At 46.2% G+C, this 24,903-nt stretch carries 18 protein-coding genes and 1 pseudogene; 17 read left to right on the plus strand and 2 right to left on the minus strand.

The features are described 5' to 3' along the window. Positions 1-49: 49 nt before the first annotated feature. Entirely contained in the window at positions 50-355 is a 306-nt protein-coding gene (locus AC6EJC_RS08825; RefSeq protein ID WP_444953633.1) for an ArsR/SmtB family transcription factor, read from the plus strand. 580 nt (positions 356-935) lie between these two features. Here the strand turns inward: AC6EJC_RS08825 and AC6EJC_RS08830 are convergent. Next, positions 936-1,280 carry a MerR family transcriptional regulator gene (locus tag AC6EJC_RS08830; protein WP_444953675.1) on the minus strand — a complete coding sequence of 115 codons (345 nt, stop codon included), beginning with the start codon at positions 1,278-1,280 and terminating at the stop codon, positions 936-938. Between the two features lie 350 nt (positions 1,281-1,630). Here AC6EJC_RS08830 and AC6EJC_RS08835 point away from each other — a divergent pair, with 350 nt between their 5' ends. Continuing rightward, the gene (locus AC6EJC_RS08835; RefSeq protein WP_444953634.1) at positions 1,631-2,455 is read left to right on the plus strand and encodes an arginase family protein; all 825 of its coding nucleotides are present in this window, start codon (positions 1,631-1,633) and stop codon (positions 2,453-2,455) included. A 403-nt stretch (positions 2,456-2,858) separates the two neighbouring features. On the opposite strand, the gene AC6EJC_RS08840 is transcribed toward AC6EJC_RS08835, so the two are convergent. After that, the gene (locus AC6EJC_RS08840) at positions 2,859-3,299 is read right to left on the minus strand and encodes a DUF1259 domain-containing protein (protein WP_444953635.1); all 441 of its coding nucleotides are present in this window, start codon (positions 3,297-3,299) and stop codon (positions 2,859-2,861) included. Positions 3,300-3,695: 396 nt separating this feature from the next. Here AC6EJC_RS08840 and AC6EJC_RS08845 point away from each other — a divergent pair, with 396 nt between their 5' ends. The 15 genes and pseudogenes from AC6EJC_RS08845 (at position 3,696) to AC6EJC_RS08915 (ending at position 24,855) form a co-directional block, all read left to right on the plus strand. Beyond that, the gene (locus AC6EJC_RS08845) at positions 3,696-5,234 is read left to right on the plus strand and encodes an FAD-dependent oxidoreductase (protein ID WP_444953636.1); all 1,539 of its coding nucleotides are present in this window, start codon (positions 3,696-3,698) and stop codon (positions 5,232-5,234) included. Positions 5,235-5,659: 425 nt separating this feature from the next. Further along, positions 5,660-6,751 (plus strand): AI-2E family transporter, encoded by a 1,092-nt coding sequence (locus tag AC6EJC_RS08850; protein WP_444953637.1) that lies wholly within the window; start codon positions 5,660-5,662, stop codon positions 6,749-6,751. A gap of 245 nt (positions 6,752-6,996) precedes the next feature. After that, positions 6,997-8,227 (plus strand): annotated as a pseudogene (locus AC6EJC_RS08855) (sensor histidine kinase). After that, entirely contained in the window at positions 8,224-8,874 is a 651-nt protein-coding gene (locus AC6EJC_RS08860) for a response regulator (RefSeq protein WP_444953638.1), read from the plus strand. The pseudogene AC6EJC_RS08855 and the gene AC6EJC_RS08860 overlap by 4 nt, the downstream one beginning before the upstream one ends. Before the next feature lie 167 nt (positions 8,875-9,041). Next, a complete protein-coding gene (locus AC6EJC_RS08865; protein ID WP_444953639.1) occupies positions 9,042-10,466 on the plus strand; it encodes an efflux RND transporter periplasmic adaptor subunit in 1,425 nt (474 codons plus the stop codon). Beyond that, entirely contained in the window at positions 10,463-13,573 is a 3,111-nt protein-coding gene (locus AC6EJC_RS08870) for an efflux RND transporter permease subunit (RefSeq protein WP_444953640.1), read from the plus strand. The genes AC6EJC_RS08865 and AC6EJC_RS08870 overlap by 4 nt, the downstream gene beginning before the upstream one ends. 673 nt (positions 13,574-14,246) lie before the next feature. Further along, the gene (locus tag AC6EJC_RS08875) at positions 14,247-15,302 is read left to right on the plus strand and encodes a LacI family DNA-binding transcriptional regulator (protein ID WP_444953641.1); all 1,056 of its coding nucleotides are present in this window, start codon (positions 14,247-14,249) and stop codon (positions 15,300-15,302) included. Between the two features lie 52 nt (positions 15,303-15,354). After that, positions 15,355-16,527 (plus strand): Gfo/Idh/MocA family protein, encoded by a 1,173-nt coding sequence (locus tag AC6EJC_RS08880; RefSeq protein WP_444953642.1) that lies wholly within the window; start codon positions 15,355-15,357, stop codon positions 16,525-16,527. Positions 16,528-16,563: 36 nt separating this feature from the next. Then, on the plus strand, positions 16,564-17,292 hold the full coding sequence (locus AC6EJC_RS08885) for a ThuA domain-containing protein (protein ID WP_444953643.1): 729 nt from the start codon (positions 16,564-16,566) through the stop codon (positions 17,290-17,292). Between the two features lie 318 nt (positions 17,293-17,610). Further along, positions 17,611-18,717, plus strand: coding sequence for a Gfo/Idh/MocA family protein (locus AC6EJC_RS08890; RefSeq protein WP_444953644.1), 1,107 nt, complete (start codon positions 17,611-17,613; stop codon positions 18,715-18,717). A 673-nt stretch (positions 18,718-19,390) separates the two neighbouring features. Next, a complete protein-coding gene (helD, locus tag AC6EJC_RS08895) occupies positions 19,391-21,808 on the plus strand; it encodes an RNA polymerase recycling motor HelD (protein WP_444953676.1) in 2,418 nt (805 codons plus the stop codon). A 214-nt stretch (positions 21,809-22,022) separates the two neighbouring features. Next, complete coding sequence (locus AC6EJC_RS08900) at positions 22,023-23,519, plus strand: MDR family MFS transporter (protein WP_444953645.1); 1,497 nt, start codon at positions 22,023-22,025, stop codon at positions 23,517-23,519. A 74-nt stretch (positions 23,520-23,593) separates the two neighbouring features. Then, positions 23,594-24,022, plus strand: coding sequence for an MFS transporter (locus tag AC6EJC_RS08905; protein WP_444953646.1), 429 nt, complete (start codon positions 23,594-23,596; stop codon positions 24,020-24,022). Next, the gene (locus AC6EJC_RS08910) at positions 23,979-24,158 is read left to right on the plus strand and encodes a hypothetical protein (RefSeq protein ID WP_444953647.1); all 180 of its coding nucleotides are present in this window, start codon (positions 23,979-23,981) and stop codon (positions 24,156-24,158) included. The genes AC6EJC_RS08905 and AC6EJC_RS08910 overlap by 44 nt, the downstream gene beginning before the upstream one ends. A 286-nt stretch (positions 24,159-24,444) precedes the next feature. Further along, positions 24,445-24,855: a MarR family winged helix-turn-helix transcriptional regulator gene (locus tag AC6EJC_RS08915; protein ID WP_444953648.1), complete on the plus strand. Its 411-nt coding sequence runs from the start codon at positions 24,445-24,447 to the stop codon at positions 24,853-24,855. The last annotated feature ends 48 nt before the right edge of the window (positions 24,856-24,903 follow it).

The following is a 24,903-nucleotide window of genomic DNA, read 5'->3' on the forward strand; positions in this document are numbered from 1 at the left end:
CTTGTGCTACAATGCAACTATAGTTCTTTGTTAGGGCAGGTGAACGATCTTGAGAACCATGTACCATCCCAATGTCAATGAAATAAACCTATCCACAGTTTTATATGCTCTTAGTGACCAGATCCGACTTAACATCATTAAAATTTTGGACGAAAACGGGGAGCAATCTTGCAGCTCGTTAGATATTCGATCCCCAAAGTCAACCTTGTCCCATCATTTCAAGGTTCTTCGGGAATCAGGAGTCATTCATACGAGATTAGAGGGAACCCAGCGATTCATTTCTATACGATACGACGATTTGAATTCACGCTTTCCGGGTTTGCTGTCGGCTGTACTGCAGGGCTTGGAGCAATAAAAAACATGTTGCTGTTGTAGGTGGGGGGCATTTTCAGGAAACGAACAAAAAGCAGACTGTCGATTGACAACCTGCTTTTCGTTTAACAGAATAACGCAGCTAAAGGAGAGCACTAATAGAGGGAGATTAGTCTCAATGTAACAGGCCTAATTTCTTCGTCATCTGACGGGTTAGATCATCACTTTTGAAGATCCCAGCAAACGGCGAATGGTGGTCATGCAGCAGTAAAGCCACCTAAATGATTTAAAACTTCATTTAATTCATTTTTCTCGATTCAATCATCAAAGTAACCTTTTTGGGTTTGCAAAAATGATCGTAATATCCGGTTTTAGACCACTTAAAGGCGATGCACATATACGTACCTTCTGGAATCGAATCGACATAAACACCTAATGGTAAGGAAGTTAAATCCGTTTTAGAAATAGAAGTATAAAGGCTACTGTAATGGAACTTTTCAATGGATTCATAATTTTTCAAAGGATACATGCAGCTTTACATAGAGGAGCCATAACAGTCCCTTCTTTTTCAAGTGCTATAGCGAGTCCTCTGAAATTTAAATTATGTTGATCAAGTGGAGTCACTATGTTTTTGCAATCACTTTTAAGACGGATCGTTCATCTAGTTTGCGGGTATAGACGACACCAAATTCCTGATCGTGTAGACGTGTTTGCTCTTGAAGTTGGTTTTTGTGGTGAGCTAGTAGCTTTTTAGTATCATTTAGTTTTTGGATTTGTTCATCTATAATGAGTTTCTGTTTATCCAAGAAATCACACATGGACTCAGGCGGCAGTTTTATTATGCGGCGAATCTCTTCAAGAGGCGTACCAAGGTGCTTTAAGTACTTAATAATGTCTAGGTCACAAATTTGCTTCACACCATAATAACGATACCGATTATCGGGATTAACATATTCTGGTTTGAAAATATCGACTTTATCATAATAACGAAGAGTCTGGAATGCTGCTAGGAAAACTTGATGAGGGGATCATTTCGGTGAACACAGCGATAGATCTAATTACTGAAGTAAAAAGCTGTAAAGAAATCATTTATGAATTGATGGCTGATTTTATAAAGTAAACATTCACTCATTCTATGGAAGGGAGCCTTATTTAAGGTCGGAATTGACAATAAAGAAACACTGCGTTTGCTTTTTCCGCAGTGGCAAGGAGGCAACAATCCTCCATACGTGCTGGGGGCTCAGCTGTTAAACTGGCTTGCCCCCAAGTCAGATGGACTGGCCCTTTTGAAGAAGTGCCGGTAGATCTAAATTCCAACTTGGAAAAAGAGGATGGAATAGTAGCCCGAACCACCGTGCTGCAACAGGCTCGTTCTGCCAAAGGACTCATTCATAAACACAATCCTGAGTGTATTGTCGTCCTGGGAGGAGATTGCAGCGTAGAACTTGCTCCTTTTGCGTATTTGAATGAAAAATATAATGGAGATACAGCTTTGTTATGGATTGATGCACACCCTGATGTCTCCATCCCCGAAGATTTTGCACACCATCACGCTCATGTCCTTGCCAATTTACTGGGGGTAGGCGATCGGGAATTTGTTGCAGAGGTCCCTCGTCTTTTTAATCCTGAACAAGTGCTGTTTGTAGGATTGAATGATATGTTGGAACCTCTAAACTCCGAACCCTTGCGTCATATGAAATTAGATCGTCTAGGTCCGGATGAAATTAAACAAGATAGCTCTAAGGTGCTCCAATGGTTGGAGGAACGCAAACCTTCAAAAATAATAATTCATTTTGACCTGGATGTATTGGATATGAGAGAATTCCGTTCCCTCTTGGTTGCTTATCCCGGAACGTATGAGGAATACATGAAGAGGTTTCCCCAAGGTTCAAGTAAGGAAACCATTATTCGAGTATTACAAGATACAGCCAAAGCATATGATGTGGTCGGCAGGTATCACAGAACATCTCCCTTGGGACTCTTTATTCCTACAGAACATGTTGTCCCGCCTACCTCTGAATTGGCGATATCCATAACAAAGAACGCCCTACATTTAACAATCTATAAAATGCAGTCTATGGAATTGTACATGGTAAAATCAGGAGTTGCATTGGGTGCTCGTTCAACTAACGGGATACGATAGTTTAATGCTCAGTGGCGCCATACGGCATTCATTGAGCATTTCTTTGTTTATAAGAGGGACCGTTTCGATTAAACCTGCCCGATTCTAGTGAGATTAGAATTAAAACAGGGAGGGTTTTTTATGAAATTGAACGAATTATGGATTTTATATGAAGCTGATAAGCGTATTTTGGGATTTTATCCTTACACTTTGAATGCGTACATATCAATTAATAGCATTATAAAATAAGCCGTAAAAGCTGGTTCACAGCTTTACAGCTTTGTTATTTTGTGTTTTATAGAATTAATCGAAGCACGTCAGTCATGAGGGGCAATGTAAAAAAAGAGCACAGCATATCGCAATAAAAAAGAGGGGTCATGCCGATTCCCATCCAGCATCCAATAGTTAATATACCGTTATCCTCTTATTTTTTTCTAGCAGGTTTACAAACAAATGGACCGACCGGTTTGTTCGTCAAAACTCTGGAGGCGTTCCGCACATTCCTAGCAAAAACTAGCGGACGTTGGATGGCCTCCCAATGGATATACCATATGTTTGGATTTGTAAATAACCAATGGTTATGAACAGCCGTTATTTTAATACCTGCCTTACGGAGTCTAGAGATAAATGGGTTTATTTCCTGTGTAAGTATAACTGACTCTCCAAGACATAATGCCCTACCGTCTTCACCCACACTCTCGAAGGAAATGCCAAAGGGGAGTGTAAATAAGCCCTTAGAGCGTCTGTCCAATATATTCACCTTAATATTTGTACGCAACTTAGTTGCTACACATACCCCATTTACTACTTGTGCTTCACCGCCAAAAATTTCGGCAAACCGTCTACACCGTGGACTAATACTCATAATCTTACCACCTTCCTTTGTTAGATAAGATATAGTATTTAAAGGAGATACCTTTAGCAACGGTGCTTATCATTAAAGAGTAAAAATTACTTGGAATCCATAGAAATTAAGTAAAACTTGCATTTGCTCATTAAACTAACCTGCCTCTATGGAGAATCACTTTGCTGCCCGTTAGTTAATAAAAAAACGCTCTCATGGTGTATGACCTGATAGACTACGTATGGAATAATCAGCTGGAATTGACTTAGCGGAATGATGGATATGACAACGCGTTTTCAAAAAGTAGGGGAACGAATCATTAACACATGCCATGGTTGAGTATGGTTTAATGTATTTAATTATCTAATAAGACAATAATATGACTATAGATGGTAATAAAAGGGGGCGAATGTAAAAGTGATACAAAACTCATCTCAATCAAAATTTCCACAATTTCCGTATTCGTATTGGTTAAATTCTACTGACATTCCCAGCTTTCCGAAGCTTAGTCAGGATACTCAAGTAGATGTAGTCATAGTAGGTGCAGGTATTACCGGTATTACCACCGCTTATTTACTGACCAAAAAGGGACTCAAGGTGGCAGTAGTCGATGCAGGCCAGATCCTTAATGGGACGACTGGACACACTACTGCGAAAATCACCGCTCAGCATGATTTGATTTACAGCGAATTTCTTTCCCATTTCGGTAAGGAAAAGACCAGACTTTATTATGAAGCAAACCACGAAGCCCTTCAATTTATCAAACAAATAGTGGATGAGCACAATATTGACTGTCAATTTAGTGAAGAAGATGCCTACGTTTATACATGTTCTGATACCTACGTGGAGAAAATAGCTTCGGAATATAAAGCTTACGAAGAATTAGGCATCTCAGGAAGTTACGTTGAAAAGACGCCTCTACCTTTTTCAACTAAAGCAGCTATCATTATGAAAAAACAGGCTCAGTTTAATCCGGTTCCTTTCTTAAAGTATTTGGCAGGTGAAGTACTCCGTCAGGGTGGGGAGATTTATGAGCAAACCACCGTTGTGGGCGTTGAAAAAGGAAACCCTGCCATCATTAAAACAAGAGAGGGGATTAAAATTACCTGTAGTCATGTTGTCTCCTCGTCCCATTTTCCGTTTAATGATCCAAGCGGGCTTTATTTTGCCCGACTGCATGCCGAGCGTTCTTATGTACTGGCGGTCAAGACTGACAAAAGCTATCCCGGAGGTATGTACCTAAGTGCTGAAAATCCAAAACGTTCATTGAGATCGGTAATAGTAAACGGAAAACCGATGGTCATCGTTGGCGGAGAAAGCCACAAAACAGGTCAAGGAATTTGTACTTTTCAGTACTATGAAGCTTTAGAAAAGTTTGCAGCTGAAACATTTGGATTAAGAGAAGTCGCTTATCGCTGGTCGGCACAAGACTTGTCTACGCTGGATAAGCTCCCCTATATCGGGCAGGAACTGTCCGGCAACTCCAATATCCTCGTTGCTACAGGTTATAGGAAATGGGGAATGAGTACAAGCATTGTGGCGGCGTTATTAAATGCGAATCTAATAACAGGAGAAGGAAGCCGATACCAGGAGCTCTTCTCCCCGTCTAGGTTTCATGCGGATCCCGACATCAAGACATTCGTGATTCAAAATGTGGATGTGGCCAAACACTTAATTGCAGGAAAATTGGAAATGACCCATAAAGAAATCGATCAACTCCAATATGATGAAGGAGCAGTCGTCCGGGTGAACGGCAAAAGGACTGGAGCTTACAGGGACACACAAGGAACAATGCATCTGGTTGACACAACCTGTACACATATGGGTTGCGAAGTTGATTGGAATGAGGCTGAGAGAACATGGGATTGTCCATGTCATGGGTCCCGATATTCTTATGAAGGTAAAGTAATTGAGGGACCAGCCAAAAAATCGCTAGGGAAGGTTGAATCTGTATAGCTAATCTATATGTTTAAGATAGCTAGGGGGAATAAGGGGTATACCATGGGAGTAGCAAGATCAACAAGTGGAAAGGTCACAGGGCCATGGTATGATTTTTCGCGATTTTGACGGTCATTTGAAGATGACCATTCATCGCCCAATGCTCAGCCCATGGAGCGTCCCGTCATATACGATTTGATTGAGGAGAAGGGGCAATTACTCTGCAAAATTTTAAAAACTATTTGCCCTATCGTACATGAGGTTATTGCCCTTATGTACGATTTTTTATTTCAGTATTCGACTTAAAATGAATAGGAGAAATCAAAGTAAATTAGCAGGGTGCTAATAATGCAAATTTTCTTTTTATTATGATAAAGGGTGTGGTCAGTTGAAGAAGTTAAAATTGTTCATTAAAAATATGAAGGTAGGAGGGATTATTTTTAATGCCTAATCACTCTCCACAAATAAACAAATTTTTTAAATGGTGTATGGGTATCATTTTTATTCTCATCATTATATATTTGTGTACACTAGTCGATTTTTTATTTATACCGATTACTTCCTTAATCAGCGTTGTCTTATTGCCATTAATGATGTCTGTTTTTTTCTATTATCTTCTGCGTCCATTGGTAGATTTACTGGAAAGACATAAGTTAAACCGTTCTCTTGCAATCATACTCATTTATATCGCCATTGCAGCCATTTTAACTGTCTTTATTGTTGGTATTTGGCCTTCCATACGTAATCAAATGATCAACCTCGTGGATAATGCACCCAGTTTATTTAGTGCATTAGGTAATAAAGTTCATGAATTAGAACAGAATGGGGCACTTTCTGCCATTTTTCCAGGAGACGTTAATCCGCTAACACACCTTACTGAATACTTGAATAAAGGTTTCTTATTAATTACGGATTATGTAACCGATTTGTTTGGTCTTGTTTCCAATGTTACAATCACATTGTTTACGTTCCCTTTAATCCTTTTTTATATGTTAAAGGAAGGGGGGAAATTTGGCCGTAAATTGGTTAGTTTTGTTCCTAAGCGCTTTCTAATCGCTGCAAACGAGGTCTTGGATGATATTGATAGCGCACTTAGCAGCTTTATCGTGGGAAGAGTACTTATTAACTTGGCACTTGGTGTGTTAATGTACTTCGGATTTCTTTTGATTGGACTGCCATATGCCTTATTATTAACCGTCGTTGCGGTGATTATGAATTTCATTCCTTTTGTAGGTGCTATTCTATCATCGATTCCTATTGTTATTATTGGCTTCATTCAGTCACCCTCGGTTGCGATATGGTCACTTATCGTTATTTTATTGGCCCAGCAAATACAAGACAATATCATCTCTCCCTATGTATTCGGTAAGCAACTTGACGTTCACCCTTTGACAGTGATTATTCTTGTGCTGATTGGTGGGGATTTAGCAGGAATTACAGGAATATTGCTGGCCATCCCTTATTATATGACCATTAAAGTAATAATAAGTAAGGTGTACTTGCTTTTTTACAGAGAAAAATGGGGAAATTTATAATTGATATTGAATATTTAGCATACGAACATCTATTTTGCCCAAACGTACACAGGTTATCGCCCATGTGTACGTTTTTTTCAACTCCATAATTTTATAAAATAGATTAGCAGTAGACTTTCTTATTTTTGCTAAGTTACAAAGTGGTAAAATATAAATATAATGTTTTTTTGTGAGCATAGTTTTATGTATGGCTTTTCATCTTCCAGGTATTAGAGGAGTTAGACTAAGGTATAGAGAGGTGTGCTATGAGCAACGATTCCAATAAACAAGACCAAGGTGCAGACTTAAAGATAAACGATGGAGAAAGTGATAGACTTAATATATCTAGAGTTCCCATTATTCTATGGATCATTTTAATCTATAGCGAGGGGATTATTTTTCAAAATATATCTACACCACTACCGCTTCAAAGTATATTATTCTCTTTGGCCATGATTCTGCATGTGCTTTTGTACTGGCATGTTCGTAAAGTTCTACACTACTGCTCATGGTTTTATTTTATTATTCAAGGAGGAATCATCTTTTCGAGCGCCTTTCTCCTGCCTGAAAGCTTTCCGATTGTGCTAACTGGTTTAATCCCGGTTTTAATCGGTCAAAGCATAGGTGTTTATTATCATGCGAAAAAAGTTGTGTTGCTGTTTTTTTAGTTTTTATCTTCTTTTTTGTTCTTACATTATATGGAGTCACGATAGCAAAAACTCAGTGCTGTTTATTACGCTGCTCATTCTTATAGCTATTATCGTAGCTGCATACGCTAATCTTTTCTTCAGGCAAGTCAATGCGCGGATTCGTACCCAAAACTTTCTTACTGAGTTGGAGCTTGCACATCAAAAGGTGGAAGAGCTTACATTAGCCAACGAGCGACAGCGCATGGCCCGGGATTTGCATGATACACTAGCTCAAGGTCTTGCGGGCCTTATTATGCAGCTGGAAGCCGTAGATGCCCATATGATAAAAGGCAGCTCGCAGAGAGCCCATGAAATCGTTCAACAGTCCATGTCACAGGCACGCAAGGCGCTGGCTGACTCACGAAGGGCTATAGATAACCTGCGTTCAAAATCGGCCTCGGAAGTCGACTTTTCCGATGCAGTCCGGGAAGAAGCGCAGCGTTTTACGATGGCTACCGGAATTCGAACAGCACTGAACATCAAAATGAAATCCTCGGTATCCAGGCTGTTGATTGAGCATGGGTTACACATCATAAGTGAATGTCTAACGAACGTAGGCAAGCATTCTTATGCCAAGAACGTATGGATTAATATTTTGGATAATTCAGATAAAATTACTATAGTGGTCCGTGATGATGGAAAAGGATTTAATCCAGATCTCATTGCCAGACGATCAGGACATTACGGACTCATAGGTATTCATGAGCGTGCGCGTCTGCTGGGCGGAACAATCCAGATCAACAGCACAGTTCAAGAAGGGACATCTATTAAAATAGAGGTACCCCTTACCAAAGGAGATGTATCATGAAACTTAAAATATTAATCGTAGATGATCATTGGGTGGTTAGAGAAGGGCTTAAACTCGTTCTAGAGACAAATGACAGCTACGAAGTTGTGGGTGAAGCGGGAGAAGGGGTAACAGCTATAACCCTGATTGAGGAACTTCAACCGGATGTCATCCTAATGGATTTATACATGCCCCAAATGAGTGGATTGGAAACGATGAAAGCTTTAAAAGAGAAGCAAAATGACACACCAGTTATTATCCTGACTACCTATAACGAAGATGATTTAATGATTCAGGGGCTCTCCTTGGGGGCCAAAGGCTATTTATTAAAAGATACTAGCCGTGAAAATTTGTTTCGGACTATTGAATCCGCTTTAAGAGGAGAGACACTTCTTCAGCCGGAAATTACAGCAAGAGTTTTTGCTAAAACAAGTGAGAAAGAGGTCAAGAGTGAGCTGCATGAAGATACTTCAATCCTGACCGAGAAAGAAAAGAACATATTACAATTTGTTGCGCAGGGGTTTAGAAGCAAGGATATTGCGCTCGACATGGGGATTTCGGAGCGGACGGTGAAAGCACATTTAACGAACATTTACAACAAGCTCGGTGTGGATTCCCGATCCGAAGCGGTAGCCGTGTCTTTGGAACGAGGCATTCTGCATCTTTAAAATTGGTAAATAAAAACATATATTCATTTCGGATTTGCCCAAACGTACATGAGGTGCTTGCCCTTATGTACGATTTTTTTTTTTGTTAACTGTTGTACCATGAAAAGAGAAAGAATCCAGTTAATCTCGTAGATTGCTGGTAACCGCTTAGAAGTAAGTCAAGGAGGATGAAATTGTTGAATAGAACACGAATCAAAATGCTAGTCACGGGAATAACCCTCGCCATGGTGGTTTCCGGTTGCTCGAGCGCTTCGGAGAATACTACTGCAAAATCTGGTCAGCCGGTACAAATTCAAAAAGTAAAGATGCAGCCTTTGGCTAATGAATTTAATTTGGCGGGAACATTGCAGGCAAGCAATCAAACTGCGGTTTCCTTTGAAGCGGATGGACGTATTTTAAATACAACGGTTGAAGTAGGGGATCGGGTACATAAAGGGGCAGTCCTCGCGAAATTGGACACATCCACTTATCAACTGCAGCTTGCGAGGGCCAAGGCAGCTATGGATCAGGCGAAAGCCGGTATTAGTCAAGCAGACGCTTCTGTTCAATCGGCACAGGCGAGTATTCATACTGCACAATCCCAGATTAATTCAGCCCAATCCAAATTACGGGAATTAAACAATGGTGCCAAAAAACAGGAAATTGTACAGGCGCAAAATGCAGTTACGGCGGCTACCAATACCTATAACAAGAAAAAGGCAGATGCCGCCAGGACGCAAAGCCTATTTCAGGCAGGGGCAGTATCATTAACGGAAAATGAAAATGCGCAGCTTGAATTAACCAACGCACAAAAAAGTTTGAGTGATGCGCAAGAGCAATTGTCCCTTTTGCTTGCAGGGGCTTCCCAGGAACAGCGTGCACAAGCTTCGGATGGTGTAGATCAGGCCAGGGCAGGGTTGGAATCGGCTAGGGCTACTCAGCAACAAGGGCTAGCCAGTAAAGCTCAGGCTCAGGCTTCCTACAAGGATGCATTGGTCGCTTATGAGCAATCGGCTTTGGCGCTTAAGAAAACCACATTAACATCCCCTATAGCTGGTGTTGTGATTGAGAAAAAGATATCTGATGGGCAGTTGGGCTCCAGCGGAAGTGAAGCGTTTATTATCGGAAATATCAGCACTTTAAAAGTACTTCTTCCCGTACCGGACAGCGAAATCTTATCGTGGAAGAAAAATCAAAAAGTAAATATATCACTTTATAATGAAATTAGAACAGGGACCGTTACTCAGATCTATCCATCGACTAACTCCAAAACGGGAAGCATCAATGTGGAAGTTAGCATTCCCAATCCTGAACTGAATTGGAAGCCTGGTCAAGTCATTAGTGCATCCAAAAGCATAAATCAATCCAAAGCATTGTTAGTGCCAGTAGAGGCTGTAATTAGCACCGGAGATGACCCTTATGTCTTTAAAGCTGTAAATGGCAAGGCCATTAAAACAGCGATTAAACTGGGAAAAGTGACTAATAATCAGCTCGAAGTTGTCTCTGGGCTACAGGCAGGCGATCAAATCGTTACGCAAGGTGCAGGAACCCTATTTAGTGGTGATTTAATTGGGAATGATGTACTTGGGAAATCGGAGGAGTCGTCCGAATGATTAAATATATCGTTAAAAAACAGAAAATCACACTTATTTTCTTTGGCATGTGCATTTTGCTAGGGATTTACAACTTTGCATCGTTACCTAAACAGGAGATGCCTGACGTTATTCCTATGTCAGCCAGTGTTACAACTGTGTATCCAGGGGCCTCACCTGAAAGAATCGAACAAACCATTACGAAGATATTGGAACAGAAAATCAAAGAAGTGCAGGGTGTCAAAACCATTTCTTCCACTTCCTCTAAAGGCCAATCCAGTATAAGTATAGAAGCTTTGGATGAGGCAGATCCGACAAAAGTGTGGGCTGATCTTCGTACCAAAGTACAGGATGCACAGTCTGAGCTTCCGGACGATGCGATGCAGCCCATTATCAATGATAGTATGGCAGGCTCCTTCATCGGGTCATACGCAATCACTTCTGATAAAGTTGAAAATCTATACTCGTTAAATGAGTTGATGAATAAATGGAAAGATCAATTAAAAACGGTCCCAGGTATTTCAAAAGTTAATATTCAAGGAATTCCAGAACAAGAAGTACGAATAAGCCTGAACACTCAAAAAATGCAGCAATACGACATCTCCTGGGAACAGGTCGTTCAAGCCATTAAAAATGAAAACGATAGAGTACCTACAGGAAGTCTGGATTTCAATCAGCGTATGTATCAGTTGACGGTAGATGCTTCAACTGATCCCAGTGTTTTAAATAACGTTCAGATTTCAAGCAACGAAGAAGGGTTCCCTATATCCTTGAAGGATATCGGTACAGCCTCGCTTGTTTTTAAAAAAACGGAGAGTTATACGTATGTGAATACCAAGCCTGCTATTTCGATCAGTGTGAGTGGAGATACAGGCACAGACGTACCAACGGTATCCAAAGCGGCAACAGCCAAAATCAACGAACTTGCGAGTAGTTTACCTAAAGATGTACATTTTGAACTACTTTTCGCTCAAAATGACCGTGTAAGTGAAATCTTTGGTAATCTGTCCAAAGAGATGATGATTGCTATTGCATCGGTTATTGTGATTTGTACATTAGGTTTAAACTTGTTGACTTCTGCATTCGTGGCGTTGGCTATCCCTGTTTCTATTGCCATCGGTTTTATTGTCTTGCCAATGACAGGAACGACGCTGAATCAAATTTCAGTTATCGGATTAATCATCGTACTGGGGATACTGGTTGATGATGCCGTCGTGGTCAATGACAACATTGAACGCCGACGCTCTGAATTTGGGGAAGATGCTACGGAGGCGGCAATTAAAGGAACGAAAGAAGTATCCTTATCGATCATTACAGCCACGCTGGCTACAGTTGCAGCATTTGCCCCGCTTTTATTTCTGCCGGGCAATATGGGAGACTTTATTCAACCGATTCCTACTGTAATTTCGTTAACGATGCTGGCCTCCATGATTATGTCGCTTACGATCATTCCTATTTTCCGTCAATGGTACGATAACCGACATAAAGGTAAAGAACGTAGCAAAACGACCAAGCCTCCAGGGCTCCTTGGCAATCAAATTCAGTCCCTCTCTAATGTATACGCTAAAAACTGGATGCCAAGAATACTGCGTCGACCACTTTTCACTGCGCTTATCGGTCTTATGATTGGTACGGCAGCATATGGACTGCTTGCTATTGTGCCCATTCAATTATTTCCTGAATCGGACCAACCGGATGCCACAATCAACGTAACAATGCCAGAAGGAACGTCGTCGCAGGCAACCAATCAGGTTATAACTGAGATTGAGAACTGGGTTAAAAAGCAGCCAGAAACAGAACATCTGGCAGCAACGGCAGGTGGTGGAGCACCTCAAATGTACAGTGATATAGCAGCTGGTAGTGGCTCTGTGGGAGCGGTACACGGACAACTTGCTGTTGTTGGTAAAGAAGGAGTCTTTGATATCAAAAAAACAGTGGACAGCTGGACGAGTACGCTGCAAGCCAAATATCCAGCAGCATTAATAAGTATACGTGTTCCTCAATTAGGTATCCCAGTCGGCAGTGCAGTGTCTGTCCGTATTAAAGGAGAAGACCTTGGTAAGCTGCAAACGATGACCACAAAAATAAAAGAAATCGTTGCGGGGACTTCTGGAGCTGTAGATGTGACCGATAACATGGGGATGCAGAGCTATAATTTGAATTTTCAAGTCAACCAGCAGGCCTTGGATAAATATCAGGTTAACTATTCCAACTTAACCCGCACTTTGTTGCTAATGGGTGACGGAGTGAAGGTCACGGATTTTGACACGGGTAAGGAACTGCTGGATATCAATATGTACATGGATAAACCTAACCATGATCCTGAGGTGTTATTCCAACAGCTAAGTGTCACTAATGCGGGAGGAGAGCAGATCCCGTTATCCCAGTTAGCCACGATGAAACCGGACTTTTCCATTCAGCAAATCCACCGCTATGATTTGGAACGGACGGTAACGATTACAGCCAATGCAAAAGGGCGTACGGCTTCGGAGCTCACCCAGGACATCCGCAGCAAGCTTACAAGTACACACTTCGATTCGGGGTACACTTGGGAAATGGACGGGGAAACATCTACGCAGTCCGATTTGTTTAAGGATTTAGGCAAATTAGCCGTTATCGTTGTTTTTCTCATTCTGCTCTTGATCACCATGCAGTTTTACTCGGTTTCCACACCGCTCATTATAATGACGACTGTGTACCTGGCAGCAGCAGGAGGAGTGCTTGGTAGCTTTATTACAGGTATGCCAATCGGCTTTATGAGTATCATGGGTATCATTTCTCTTGCCGGTATCGTCGTGCGTAATGGTATTGTATTGATCGAGTTTATTGAAGATGCACGCCGTGAAGGCGCCGAGTTAACAGAAGCCATCTTAATGGCATGCTCTGCCCGTTTCCGTCCGATCTTGCTCACCTCGCTAACTGCGATCGTCGGAATGATACCGATTGCTACGATGGGAGAAATTCTATTCAAGCCATTGGCAGCGACCATTATATTCGGACTGATTTTTTCAACCATTTTAACGTTGTTTGTAGTTCCGACTCTTTATATGGTTGTAGCTCAACTGAAGCTGAAACGGAAGCATAAGAAAGAAATGCATACAAACAACGATAGCTCATTGTCTTTGTAACGGATAGAAAAGTGAAAGACCATAGCTTTGCTTGAGCACCTACCCGATCGTACATTAGCCTCTTACCCTAATGTACGATCTTTTTCTTTTGTGAGCGTAATACAATGAACAGTAAGGAAGAAAAGTCTTAAAAATCAAAAGCAGTATAAGCAAATATTTATGGCAAGATATTTGTATCTGGGGAGAATGGGCAGTCCGAAAAAAGAAGCGGGTGCCATGATTTATCATCTAAAATAGAAGCGGAGGACATTTAAATTCCTCCGCTTCTATAGCTATTAAAGGGAAAAATCGTATTCTACAATCTGTTCATACGTTTGTATTTTCTCGGTGTTATGGTAACTTGGCAGCTGATGGGACTGGGATATCCCGCTCAACCTGCAGGCAAGCAGGAACCGCGGGACAGCATCCTTTGGGCAGCACACTATACTGCTGGGCTTGGGACACACGCGAACGAGTTCGAACGAGGTTGCAGGAAGTGCTGAGTGTCAAAGTCAACTGAGTGGCAACACACGAATATATAATCATGTTCTCTCAGAAGCCCGGTTGGTTCCGTCTGGACTGGTATCACATGTTCTTTCAGTAGAGGAAAGAGCTTATCCATCTAGGAGGCACGCTGTTTGGGATTGACAGAGGTATGGCTGCATGAGAAAATGTACGCGCGTACATAAAATAATTGGAGGTGGGTAATATCGTTTCGCGCAAGGAAGTAGCAGAACTCGCAGGTGTGTCTGAAGCGACGGTGTCTCGGGTATTGAACGCGGCCGGTCCCATCAAGGAAGATACGCGGAGAAGGGTCCTGGACGCCGCCAATCAGCTTGGATATGTTCCCAGTGCGCTGGCCCGCAACTTTGCCCGAAGCAAGAGCGGCCATCTTGGTGTGGTTATGCCTTATGTACCGAAGGCGCACCTGTTCTCAGCCTATTTTTTCTCCGAGATGCTGAGCGGCATCGGAAACAAGGCCAGGGACAGCGGGCTCGATCTGCTGCTATTGTTCCGAAAACCGGGGGAACGGATGGATTACAGCGGTCTTTTCCGCCAGCAAAAGGTCGATACCTGTATCATCCTTGGAGCCAGGGATGACCACGATGAGGTGGAAGAGCTGAAGAGACTTCAGGAAGAAGGGCGTCCGTTCTGCGTCATGAATCACCATTTTGAAGGACAGTCGTTCTGTGAAGTGGATGCAGACCACGTGGAAGGAAGCCGGGCGGCTGTAAGTCACCTCATTGAGCAGGGGTACAAGCGGATTGCCTTTCTCAACGGCCCGGATATCTATTCCAACAGTACTGAGCGGTTGAAAGGGTACCGTACCGCGCTTCAGGAGGCCGGTATTGAATATGATCACGAGCTACTTCTGGAGGGCAATTACAGTCGTCGAAGCGGGCTCGAAGCGTCGGCTACAATCGCAGACAAGTTAAATGATATTGATGCCGTATTTGCGGCGAACGACCGAATGGCCCTCGGGGTGATGCAGGGTCTGCGCGAGCGCGGACTGGAAGTTGATCGGTTCCCGGCGTTTGTAGGCTATGACGATTCGGATGCGGCCGAGATGGCCGTTCCGCCGCTAAGCAGTGTCCGCGTTCCTTTTTATGAGATGGGGGAGCTAGCGGCCTTGAAGCTTATATCGGATTCTCTGGACCTCATTCCAGCTCTGGAACTGACCGGGTGCGCCTCGATAAGAGAGCTTCTGTCCACGGAGCTGATTATCAGGGCGTCATCCATTCGTCAATAACCCCATTCGTCAAAAATCCGTTGGAACTCAGACCCCTAAGGAGGATAACGACATGTCTAATCGTCTTCGTATCGGAATGGTTGGCTACAAATTTATGGGCAAGGCCCACAGCAACGCTTACCGTAGTCTGCCCATGTTCTTCCCAGATTCCCCGCTGCAGCCGGAGATGTCCGTCATCTGTGGACGCAACGAACAGGGGGTTCAGGCGGCTGCCCGCCAGTTCGGCTGGACCGAGAGTGTTACCGATTGGCGTGATCTGGTGAAACGTAACGATATTGATCTCATTGACATCAACGCCCCGAGTGATGTCCATAAGGAAATTGTCGTTGAGGCTGCCCTCCATGGCAAGCATCTGTTCTGTGAGAAGCCGCTTGTTCTCTCGTTGGCGGATTCCCGTGACATGCTGCAGGCAGCAGAGGAAGCGGGTGTCAGACATATGATCGGCTTCAACTACCGCTTCTCTCCGGCTGTCCAGCTGGCGAAGCAGCTAGTCGAGAGCGGTCGCCTGGGCAAAATTTATCATTTCCGTGCCTTTTTCCTTCAAGACTGGATTATGGACCCGTCCTTCCCGCTGGTATGGCGGCTGCAAAAGGAAGTGGCCGGTTCTGGCTCTCATGGTGATCTTGGCGCCCATCTGATTGATCTCGCCCGGTTCCTGGTCGGCGAGTTCCATGAAGTGATCGGCATGAGCGAGACGTTCATCAAACAGCGCCCGCTGGCTTTGGAGATGAGCGGATTGAGCTCCAGGGGCAGCGCCGAGGCGAATACGCCAATGGGAGAAGTGACGGTCGATGACGCCACGCTGTTCCTGGCACGCTTCGCCGGAGGTGCGCTGGGCAGCTTCGAGGCCACACGGTTTGCGGCCGGACACCGGAGCACAAATTCATTCGAGATCAACGGTAGTTTGGGCAGTGTGCGGTTTGACTTTGAACGGATGAACGAACTGGAAGTGTATTTCACGCAGGATGAGGAGGGCGTTCAGGGCTTCCGTCGCGTGCTCGCCACCGATCCGGCACACAAGTACTCCGAAGCCTGGTGGCCTGCAGGACATACGATCGGATTCGAGCATACCTTCACCCACGAGATGCTTGAGATGTTAAATGCCATCTCCGAAGGACGGCAACCTGTGCCAAACTTCCTCGACGGGGTCGCTTGTCAGGCCGTGCTTGAAGCGGTGGAACGATCCATAGAGGAACGCCGCTGGGTATCCATTGAAGAAATGTAAGATAACATCACATTTTGAAAGGTGAGTGGATTACAGATGAGCAAGGCACTGATTGTATGGGGTGGATGGGACGGACATGAGCCGGAGCAGGTGGCGGCCATTTTTGAACGTATTCTGAAGGAAGAGCGGTTCGAGGTGGAGGTGTCTAATACCCTTGAAGCCTACCAGGATGCGGAGAAACTGCTTGGCCTGGACCTGATCGTTCCGCTGTGGACCATGGGACAGATTGAGCAGAAGCTGGTCAATAATGTTTCGGAAGCGGTCCAAAGCGGCGTAGGCCTGACAGGCTGCCATGGCGGCATGTGCGATGCCTTCCGGAACAACGTGGACTGGCAGTTCATGACAGGCGGGCAATGGGTTGCACATCCCGGCAATGACGGGGTGGAATACATGGTGAATATGAAGCGCGGCTCCAGCCCACTTTTAGACCATATTGAGGATTTTCAGGTCAAAAGCGAGCAGTACTACCTCCACGTAGACCCGGCAGTTGAAGTGCTGGCAACCACACGCTTCCCGGTCGTACCGGGACCGCATTCAGCCAATGGGGCGGTGGATATGCCCGTTGTATGGACGAAGCGCTGGGGGAATGGCCGCGTCTTCTACAATTCGCTGGGACATCACTCAGATATCATAGATATGCCTCAAGTGACCGAGATGATGCGCAGCGGGTTTCTATGGGCTGCGGCAGGTAAACAGGCAGCGGCCGCCCGGGGTAGCTCCCTGGCAGAGGCCTATACAGGCATGGCAGACAGCCAGCAGCGGTAGCGTGTGGTAGCACCTCTGGCAAAGATTTTGACAGCCCGTACCCTCCATGGTCGGAAAGGGACAAAGTGCAGAAGGAGAACAGACAAGACGGACGCATAAGATCTTTAGGGCGTATATCCTCATGCAATGATGTCCTGATTGATACCGTATTGCAGGCCCCCATTAGATTGATACAATGGTGATTTGTTAATTCTTAAATCGAGAGCAATCAGAATAATTGGTGTTTGTTCACAAGCCCCATTCAGGCGACAGGATGGTATCGGATGCAATAAGAGAATGCCATTATCCATTTTTTCTGAAGGTGAAGGGAGTCCAGGCATGAATAAAATGAAAGTGGGCATTATCGGATGTGGTAAAATCAGCGGAATTTACATGGAAAATTGCCATCGCTTCGACATTCTGGAGCTGTCCGCAGTAGCGGATCTGGACCGAGGTCGGGCAGAGGAGCAGGCGATAGCGTATAACGTTCCGAACGTATATTCGGTAGATGAGATTCTGGCTGATCCGGAGATCGAACTTATCATTAATTTGACCATTCCGGCCGTTCACGCCGACGTATGCCTCAGAGCCCTTAAGACAGGCAAGCATGTCTATGTGGAGAAGCCGTTTGCGGTCACTCGTGAGCAGGGCCAGGCTGTCTTGGAGCTGGCCCGCCACAAGGGACTGCTTGTCGGATGCGCACCGGAGACCTTCTTAGGTTCCGGCATACAGACGTCATTGAAGCTGATTGAGGACGGGATCATTGGCAGTCCGGTAGCCGCTACGGCCTTCATGATGAGCCGTGGACATGAACATTGGCATCCAGATCCTGAATTTTATTATGCTGTCGGCGGTGGTCCGATGTTTGATATGGGGCCTTATTATTTGACGGCTCTGGTGCAATTGCTTGGTCCGATTGCCACCATCTCCGGCATGACGAGCAAGGCGATGGACTTGCGAACTATTACGAGCGAGAAAAAGAGAGGCCAGACCATCCCGGTCGACATTCCGACCCATGTGGCCGGATTGCTGCGCTTCGAGCAGGGGGCTGTCGGTACGCTGATTACCAGCTTTGACATCTTTGGTGGAAGCACTCTGCCACCGATCGAGGTATATGGTACTCATGGCACGTTGCAGGTGCCTGACCCGAACACGTTCGGAGGGCCAGTTCGCTACAGGCTGCTGGGTGAGCAGAAGTGGACAGAGGTCCCGCTGCTGCCAGGCTACCAGGAGAACACTCGGGGCATCGGTGTTGCCGATATGGCCTACGCTGTCCGCAGCGGACGGCCTCACCGCGCCAGCGGTGAACTGGCCTACCATGTGCTGGAGGCGATGTGGGCGTTCCATGATTCCTCCGATGAGCAGACGTTCTATCCGATGCAGAGCACATGCCTACGCCCGGCGGCTTTACCAGAAAACCTGCCCTTGTATACGTTGGATACGTAATCTAATGTCGGCCTGATGCTAAATAGAAGAGATGAGAACCAAATGCTTTCCAAAGATAGCATTATCCTAGAGTATGTTGATGAATATGTGAAAAATTGAGATTTTAAACCGCTGGTCTGAACAAATCAGATCAGCGGTTTTTTTAGTATGAAAAATGAGGGGAGATCGGTTAACGATACAAGTTCTTGTCCTTTAACGATGTAAGCAGGCAATTCGAGGAAAGACTCGTCTCTATTCCCCCCGAGCGATTCTCCTATGTTTCAACGGGTTTAAGTGTTTTCATTCTTTTGCCCCATCAAATTATGTTAAGGGTACCCCTGAAGAAGTTCGGGCACGCGTCTCCGCTTACAACATAACCTCTTACAATTCAGAACCAGTAGACAAAAAAAGATGGCCCTGATGAAATTTATGGGTCATCTCCTGGCATCTTAACTCCGCGGTGGTTTGTTTAAACTGTTCACAATCCGGGTCAGTGTTCAGCTCTGTCGGAGGGAAACAACAAAAAAATAAATTGAACACAAATTAACGCTATGATATAATCGATAGCGGTATTGACAAATTAAAATAAAAGTATATCCATTTTTATTCCCACTTTAATTTTACATCTGGAAATTTGATTTGTCAATACTCTTTTTTATCCTAAAAAAAGGAAAGAGGAGTGTGTTTAGGAGAGATGGAAGCGAAGGGTTGGCGGCTGGAACAGGAGCGGCTGGAACGGGTCAGGAACAAGCTACAGGCGAGAATCGCCGAACTGGAGCCGGAGGTTACCGGATTGCGCGATCAGGCTACGGACATCCGCAAGCGGTTTTGGGAAGAAGTTACGATCAACACAAGCACGGATGAAGATTTCGAAGAGACCTTCTACACGATTAACCAGCAGTCCGCGGTATTGGCCGAACGGGAGCGACGCTACAAGCTGTTGACGCAGCAATGGAAAAGCTTGAACCGTCTGCTCCCGTCTCCTTATTTCGGACGCATCGACTTTCAGGAGGATGGCCTGGACCTCAGCGAACAGATCTATATCGGCGTATCTTCCTTCGTCGACGAAGATGGATTGAGCTTTCTGATCTATGACTGGCGTACGCCAATCGCGAGCCTGTACTACGACTACTCCCCCGGCCTGGCGTCTTATGTCACGCCGGCCGGACCAATCGAAGGGACGATGGAGCTCAAACGGCAGTTTCAGATTCAAAACGGGCAAATCCGCAACATGTTTGACGCGATCGAAACGATCGGAGACGAATTGCTGCAGCAAGTGCTCGGCAAAGGTGCGGACTCGCAAATGAAGAGTATCGTGGCAACCATCCAGAAGGAACAAAACGCCATTATCCGCAACGACAAAAGCCGGATGCTTATCGTACAGGGAGCGGCCGGCAGCGGTAAGACTTCCGCGGCATTGCAACGGGTGGCGTACTTGCTGTACAAACACCGCCAGACGATCAGAGCTGATCAGATCGTTCTTTTCTCACCGAATCCGATGTTTGCCAGTTATATCTCCACCGTCCTTCCAGAGCTCGGTGAAGAGAATATGCAGCAGACGACTTTTCAAGAATATCTCGACTATTGGCTAGGTTCCTCGTTACAGCCGGAGGATCCCTTTGATCAGATCGAATACGTACTGACCGCACAAGGAGTGCCAGGATATGAGGCTCGGCTTCAGGGGATCGAGTATAAAGCTTCCGAGGCTTTCCTGCAAGCCCTGCAGAACTATGGAATGTGGTTGGGACGGGAAGGCATGCGATTCGACGGTATTCGGTTTCGGGACCGCGATTTGATTACCGCGGAGCGAATGAGAGCGAAATTTTACGGTTATGACCGTTCACTGCCGTTGTTCAATCGTGTCGTTCTCTTGCAAGAATGGCTGCTGAATGAACTGGCCTCGCTGGAACGCATGGAACGGGACGCGCCTTGGGTAGAGGAAGAGTTGAATTATCTCGACACCGAGCAGTACGCGGAAGTCTTCGGAATGCTGCATAAAGAGAAGGAAGTATTCGACGTTGCGGAACAATACGCCGCAGTTCGCGAGAAAATGAACAACAAGCGCCGGGAAGATGAAGGCGATTTTGACTTCGCCCGGAGGGAGGAAGATCTGCTCCGCCGCAGGATCATGAAAGAAAGCTTTAAACCGCTAAGGAAAATCGTGAAGAAACTCTCGTTTGTAGATATCAAAGGCATATATGGCCAATTGTTTGTCGACGAAGCCGCTTATCGGGAGAAAACGAATGGGGTCGTCATCCCCCCGCTGTGGCCTGAAATATGCAGACAAACCAAGGAAGCGCTACTCCGGAACGAGTTATTCTACGAGGATGCGACTCCGTATTTGTATGTAAAAGAACTGATCGAAGGCGTCCGGACGAACACGGAAATCCGGTATGTTTTCGTTGATGAGGGTCAGGATTATTCGCCGTTTCAATATGAATATCTAAAAAAGCTGTTCCCCCGTGCCCGGATGACGGTGCTCGGCGATTTCGGGCAAGCAATCTTCATGCAGGCCACAAGTCTGGACGCATCCGATTCGCCGCTTGTCGGCCTTTTCGGCGAAGCCGAAACAAGCCTTGTCCGCCTGGTACGCAGTTATCGTTCAACCAGGGAGATAGTTGAATTTACGAAATCGATGCTTCCAGGCGGGGAAGAAATTGTACCGTTTGAAAGGGGAGGCCCAAAACCACTTCTCACGAGACTGGACGGCGGGGAAAAGCGTGATGCGCAAATTCTGGCAGACATTGCGGCGCTCAAGGCCGAGGGCTTCGATTCCATCGCCGTCATTACGAAGACCGCAGCCGAAAGCCGTGAGGCCTATGAATCGTTACGGATTCATGGAGGCGAAGCTCTGCAGCTCATTACGAAGGAGACGTCAGGCTTTGAAAAAGGAGTGATGGTCATTCCCGTGTATCTCGCCAAAGGTGTTGAGTTCGATGCAGTCTTGGTCTATGATGCCTCGTCCGAAGCTTACGGCCGGGACAACGAACGCAAGCTTCTTTATACGGCGTGTACGCGGGCCATGCACCGGCTTCATCTTTACACGACGGGCGATTGGTCGCCGTTCGTGCAGGCATTGCCTGCGTATTTGTACGAGAAAGCACCATATTGACGGATCGGGGGAGACGTCGGCCGCGATAAGCTGCTGCTCATGATTCAGCAAATCTTTGATGCCATCCTGTAGCCGTCATCAAGACCGGTTGTAAGCAACAATCCCACGGCGACTCCTATTTCCGCGTGTCGGCGTCCATCGAAGAACAGATCAATTTGTTCCTCAACCATTATTTTCATCCATACACAGCTCGATGAGCAGAAAGCAGGGACCTATGTCAGCTCCTACGCAAACAAAACCGATGGCAGCCGGCGGGGACGACTTCTCGCTGAAAGCCATTCTGCCGCCGATCATGGCGATTATTGTCGCCATGATCATGGTTATTCTGGACAGTACCGTCGTCAATAATGCCATTCCGAAACTCGTTGAATACTTCGACACCGATCTGAAGACGATCCAATGGACCGTTACCGGCTATACACTGGCCTTATCCGCCGTTATCCCGCTTGCAGGCTGGATGACCGATAAATTCGGCTCCAAGCAAATTTTCATGATTACGATCGCCCTGTTCACGCTCGGCTCCGTGCTGTGCGGCATCGCGCAAACGCCGGAACAGCTGATCATTTACCGCATCATTCAAGGCTTGGGCGGCGGCATGGTGGCCCCGATCGGGATGACCATGGTATTCAAGCTCGCGCCTCCAGAGCGCCGCGGATCCATCATGGGCGTACTCGGCATCCCACTGCAGATGGCGCCGGCGTTCGGTCCGGTGCTATCCGGCTGGTTGGTCGATTCTGTCAGCTGGCACTGGATTTTCATCATCAATCTGCCGATCGGCATTATCGCCTTCATTCTCGGGTATAAATATTTGCCGAAATCCGGCCGCCATGCGGCGCCGCATCTGGACGTCATCGGCATGTGCCTCGCGCCGATTGCCTTCTCCATGCTGGCGTACGGCGTAAGCGAAGGCGGCACCAGCTGGTCCTCGATTTCGACGATCACGGGCTTGACCGTCGGCGGCATTGCGCTCATCCTCTTCATCTTCGTGGAACTGGCACAGAAGCAGCCGCTGCTGGAGCTGAAAGTGTTCAAGTCGTCCGACTTTACACGCAGCATCATCTTGACGTGGATCGTACAGCTCGCGCTGTTCGGCGCAATGCTGATCGTGCCGCTGTACCTGCAAGGCGTCATGCATTACACCGCGCTTGAAACGGGCTGGATCCTGATGCCTTTTGCGCTATGCGCGGGAATCGGCATGCCGATTAGCGGCCGGTTGTTCGACAAGATCGGCGCGCGTCCGCTCGCCTTCGCCGGTCTTGCCGTCGTATCCATTTCCCTATTCATCTTGTCCGGCATATCGGTGGATACCTCGCTGTGGGTTATCATCCTGTGCATCTGCATCATGGGTCTCGGCATGGGCTTCTCCATGATGCCGCTCAATACGCATGTCCTGAACTCTGCGCCTCACCGTCTGGTGAGCCGCGTTACACCGCTGACAACAGCAGCTCAGCAAGTCGTCGTCTCGTTCGCGATCGCGGGCCTGACGGGTTATCTGACGTCGCAAATCACTTCCCACGCCGCAAGCGCGGGAGCGGACGCAAATCCGCTGAACGCCGCCGTCGCGGGTTACGGCGATACGTTCTTCCTGTCCGCGTGCCTCACAACCACCGGTGTCGCACTGTCGCTCCTTCTGCGTAAACCGAAGCAGCAGGAAGAAGACGGAACCGCCGACGAGGACAATCCAGACCTGGCGATGATGAAGGGTCACTAATCGCGGATCGGCTCCGATTCGCTCGTATGCAAATAGCCTTGGCCGTTAGTCGGCCAAGGCTATTTTTGCTGATTATGTTAGTCTATACAGTACGTCTTTACAAGGGCATGGGACTGTTCCTCGCTGGCTCGGCTCTGTGTGGCTTGTCGCAGGACATGACACAGCTTATCATCTTACGCGCCATCCAAGGGATCGGTGTCGGCGCACTCATACCGATCGGTATGACGATCATCGGCGACCTCTTCCCGCCCGAACGCAGTGGCAAAATGCAGGGCCTGTTCGGCGCAATACATACATTCCGCTATTCTCGCAAGCCGTTATCGGGACTTCGGCGGTCGGTTGATTACAAAGCTCAGCTTCCGTACCATCGTCGTCACCTCGATGGCGATCATGACCGCAGGCTACTTTTTCATGTCGCAGATGACGGTGGACACGGCGGGGTGGGAGCTTATTCAGTATATGATCATCGTCGGCATCGGCATGGGCGTCTTCATGACCGGTAAAATGACAGACGGCCTCGCAGGCATTCGTGGCGAGTTCACGAATATTCCGGCCGACCGTTTCCGGCAGCTTTCCAATCCGCAAGCAATGCTGCAGCCGGAACTGAAGGCCGACATTCCGCCGGAGCTACCAACATAGCTGGAGAACCGATCTATGGTGGTGGTGCGGCTATCGCCAATCAGACTTACCTTGAAATGAACAGCAGGGGATAGATGTGCCAATGAAAAACCCGTAACCTTTCGCTTTGGAAGGCTGCGGTTTTTTTGTAGAGCGGAAAATTGGTGAAAATACAAGCTGGTTACGGAGGTTTTCTTGTTTTCCATATTTTCCCGAATTGACTTTGTAGCCGGACATTATTATTATCTTATACTATAAGGTTTATTATCTTATAGTGTAAGATATTAACGAAAAGGTGTTGTGACTATTGGATTATAAAGCATTAGCGACAGAACTATTCGAGTATATCGTCAAATCGCGCAAACCGGCATTAGAGGAACGGGGGCACTTCTCACGTGGTGAAATGGGGATTCTCATCTGTCTGAATTTCAATAAGGACGGGGTTACCTCAGGCCACTTAAGCGAATACCTATCCGTCAGTACGGGACGGGTAGCAACGGCACTGAAGAGCCTGGAGAAGAAAGGTCTGGTTGTACGGCGTACTGATGTCATTGACAAGCGTAAGGTGATTGTATTCATTACGGATTCAGGCAAGCAATTTATGATTGACAGGTATAATGAAGGAATCGCATGGACCGAGAATATTCTTCGAAAGTTAGACGAACAGGATGCCAAAGAACTGATCCGACTCATTAAGCTTATTGTTTCTAGAAGCTGAATTCCTATGCAGATGCAGGATCCACCATACTTCACCAGACATCAAAGA

The sequence above is a fragment of the Paenibacillus sp. TY11 genome (genome assembly GCF_059772165.1).